The organism is Pseudomonas sp. DrBHI1, from assembly GCF_002205115.1.
Taxonomy (GTDB): domain Bacteria; phylum Pseudomonadota; class Gammaproteobacteria; order Pseudomonadales; family Pseudomonadaceae; genus Aquipseudomonas; species Aquipseudomonas mosselii.
The window spans coordinates 1-917 of record NZ_NIBE01000121.1; the positions used below are offsets into that span (position 1 = coordinate 1).

1 protein-coding gene and 1 pseudogene are annotated in these 917 nt (G+C 60.7%); both read right to left on the bottom strand.

The annotated features are described in order from the left end of the window. On the bottom strand, positions 1-721 hold a 721-nt coding region (gene arsJ, locus CC207_RS22560; protein ID WP_143496164.1), incomplete at its 3' end, for an organoarsenical effux MFS transporter ArsJ. Between the two features lie 9 nt (positions 722-730). Next, positions 731-917: pseudogene (locus CC207_RS22565) on the bottom strand (type I glyceraldehyde-3-phosphate dehydrogenase); the annotation flags it as partial.

Genomic DNA, 917 nt, shown 5'->3' on the forward strand with positions numbered 1-917 from the left:
ACACCGGCAGCGCCACGACGAACCAGACGTCTCGGGCACCGAAGAGAAACAGCCGTGCGGCCGAGAGGATGTTGATGGCTCGGCTCTTGGACAGCATGTCGCGGAACTTGGGTTTGGCCCTGGCTTTGCCCAAGTCCTTTTTCAGCAACACCAGACTGCCAATCCAGATCAGAGCCAGTACTGCCGCCATGGCCAGCACCGCCAGGGTGAAGCCGAGCAACGCGAGCAGTGCTCCGCCGAGGAAAAAGCCCACACCTTTGAGCGCGTTCTTCGAGCCCGTCAGGATGGCCACCCATTTGTAGAGCGTCCCCTGTTGGCTGCCCGGTACCAAGAGCTTGATGGAGCTCTTGGCGCTCATCTTGTTCAGGTCCTTGGCGATGCCGGACAGTGCCTGGGCGGCCATCACCCACTGCACCGTCAGCCAGTCTGCCGGCACTGTGAGCATCACAAGCGCAAAGACCTGCATGCCCAAGCCGATGTTCATGGTGCGGTTGAGTCCCAGGCGGGCGCCGAGGTAGCCACCCACCAGGTTGGTGATCACGCCGAACACTTCGTAGAACAGGAACAACGCGGCGATCTGCAGCGGTGTGTAGCCCAGCGAATGGAAATGCAGTACCACCAACATACGCAATGCGCCGTCGGTGAGGGTGAAGGCCCAGTAATTGCCGGTAACCAGCAGGTACTGACGCACCTCCGCAGACAGGGCTGACAACGCCTTCATGATCGCTATTTACTCCGCTGCGCCGACCAGGCGGGCCAGTTCAACTGCACGGTTGGCATAGCCCCACTCATTGTCGTACCAGGCGTAGATCTTCACCTGTGTGCCATTGACCACCAAGGTCGACAGCGCGTCGATGATCGAGGAGCGCGGATCGGTGCGGTAGTCGATGGACACCAGGGGGCGTTCTTCGTAGCCC